Raw genomic sequence first — 2301 nt, 5'->3', positions numbered from 1 at the left:
CATTCCTCCGAACAAGCGTGGCGCCGGGGCGAGGGTGGTCGGAAGGCCCTCGTAGGCGCCACCGAAGATCCAATCGAAGCTTCGCGGAAACCAACGGGGCCGCCGGGTTTCGTAATCCGGAACGCTCGTTGCGCCGACGGCGACCACCGACGGATCGTCGTAGGGGGCTAGAAGATACTTAAGGCACTCGGGCTCGGGCCAAGCGTCGTCGTCGAAGGTGACGATGACATCACCGATCGCTGTCTTCGCGCCTGAGTTGCGGGCGCTCCCACCGCCATAGCCGCGAGCGACGCCGTCCGAACTCGACTCTGTTACCACACGGGGTGCCCACTGATTGTCGTTCGCCATGACCTTGACGGGCACCGGCAAATCTGCATAATCCCAACGATCCTGGCAGGCACGAAGAAGCTCTGGGTTTCGGTCGATACTCAAGATCAGCTCAACCGGCAGGCGGGTCTGTGATTGGACGGCATCGACAACCTTGACGATCAGGTCCCATCGATCGAGGGTGAAGGCAGGTATCACGACTGACGCCGTCACGTGGGAGTTCCGTGGAGTCGGCTGAGGGCAACGAGTATCGGTCACGTGTCCTGACGCTGCGAATGGATTTGCTTGCACGTCCCTTAGTGCTGGCTTCATACTCCGTCATCCCGCTAGCGAATGTCGAGCGTCGTCCGCGAAGTCCCTCAGCGCGATCCCACACTCGGCCCAGTGGTCGACGTTTGGCACGTCCGGCGCAGGGTGCATCAACCCGAGGAGCGAATCGGCGCGAAACCCTGCCCTGACGCCGATCCCCTCCGCTGCGCGCAATGCACGATAGACCAGGGCAGACGGTACCGGGACGGTACGGTGCGGCTTGGCGGTGCGCGCCGCGCGCAGCGTCCGGATGATCTCGCTGAACGAAACCCGGCGCGGGTTGGCCACGCCGACTACGTGGTGTGGCGGAGGTTGTCGGGTGGCGGCCACCACACAGCGCGCCATGTCATCAGCATGCACCACGTACTGGTGCGAGTCCGGACTCGGCAGCGGGACTATCGGGAGCGCGGCGACCCTTGACAACGCACCAATCATGCCGCCGTCGGCGCCGCCGTAGACGAGCCCCAGCCGCAGCGACGTCCCACCGCGAGCGGTGACGAGGTCCTCACAGGCGAGCTTGACGCGGCCGTAGATCTGTTGCGTACCGGCGTAAGCCGATTGCGAGGAGATGAGCACAAACGGGACGTTCCCGACCGCCTGTAGGAGCTTCGCGGTGCCGCCGATGTTGATCCGTTCGATCTCGGCGTGGTCGCGAGCGCGTAGGTCGTAAGCACAGTGGACGACGGCCGCCACGTCGGAAGGCAGCGGGGCCGCCGGTCCGTCCTCAAGGGAATAGGGCACGTAATCCGTTGCGCCACTGGGTGCGGAGCGCTGCAGCGCGATGACGCGGTAGCCGGCCGCGCCGAACGCCGCGTACAGTGACATGCCCACATAGCCGTTCGCGCCCGTGATCGCGATGATGCCCCGATCAGACACGTCGGCTCGCCGTCGCGATGCGGTGGGCGTTGGCCATCACTGTCAGCGTGAATGTGGTCGAAGGCACCGACGGCAACACCGCGCCGTCGATGAGGTGGACGTCGCGAAAGGTGCCTATACGGCCGAGCAAATCTGAGCCGTCGCCGTGCGGGAACGTCGACCCGAAGTGGTAGCTCTTGCCGGGCCCGGACAGCCGCACCATCGGCAGCACCGGGTACAGGTCGAGCTTGGGTCCCAGCGTTGTGAGCCGGCGCAGCACCGAGCGCAGCATTGCCGGCCGCTCATCGGACACGACCCGTACGGCGATATCCGGCAATGCGTTCTCATAGCGTGCCCGGATATCTACCCGCAGCTGCGGTGAGCGCCATGACGGCAAGTATCCGAGCCCCGCGGTGACCCGACCGAGCGCAGCGCCGTCCCACGACCGGGGCAGCCAGTGCGGCAGCGCCGCGGCGATAGCCGGGTTGTACGGGTAACAATGCACCTGTGAGGTGGTGTAGGCCTCGTCGTCGTACTTCATCAGGAGGTTGAACTGGTTAAGGGTGAAGTCGGGCTGTTCGCGTGGGTCGCCTGTAGTGCGCCGCGAGATGAACGGGATCAAAAACTGCACCGATTCCTGCAGGGCGACCCGCTGTGGCGGCGCGCTGAGCGAGTTGATCGCGATGCGCGTACTGCCGAGCCCACCGGCACCCACGAACACCCGGTCGGCATCCAGGCGCATCCCGCGCCCGGTCGTGAGGTCGATGCCGTGAACCGACGGCGTGGCGCCGATCGGTTGGTCGACGCGGG

The 2301-nt window shown here is 65.6% G+C and carries 3 protein-coding genes; all 3 read right to left on the bottom strand.

The annotated features are described in order from the left end of the window. Window positions 1-540, bottom strand: a 540-nt coding sequence (locus VML93_RS21490) for a glycosyltransferase family 2 protein (RefSeq protein ID WP_325613797.1), incomplete at its 3' end; no start/stop codon positions are given. A gap of 105 nt (window positions 541-645) precedes the next feature. Then, window positions 646-1512: an NAD-dependent epimerase/dehydratase family protein gene (locus tag VML93_RS21485; protein WP_325613795.1), complete on the bottom strand. Its 867-nt coding sequence runs from the start codon at window positions 1510-1512 to the stop codon at window positions 646-648. Next, window positions 1505-2301, bottom strand: a 797-nt coding sequence (locus VML93_RS21480) for a hypothetical protein (protein ID WP_325613793.1), incomplete at its 5' end; no start/stop codon positions are given. The genes VML93_RS21485 and VML93_RS21480, both read right to left, overlap by 8 nt.

Origin of the sequence: Mycobacterium sp., assembly GCF_035499775.1 — a bacterium.
Classification (GTDB): Bacteria; Actinomycetota; Actinomycetes; order Mycobacteriales; family Mycobacteriaceae; genus Mycobacterium.
Note: the sequence above shows the minus strand (reverse complement) of the source record. Positions and strands in the feature narration are given on the sequence as shown.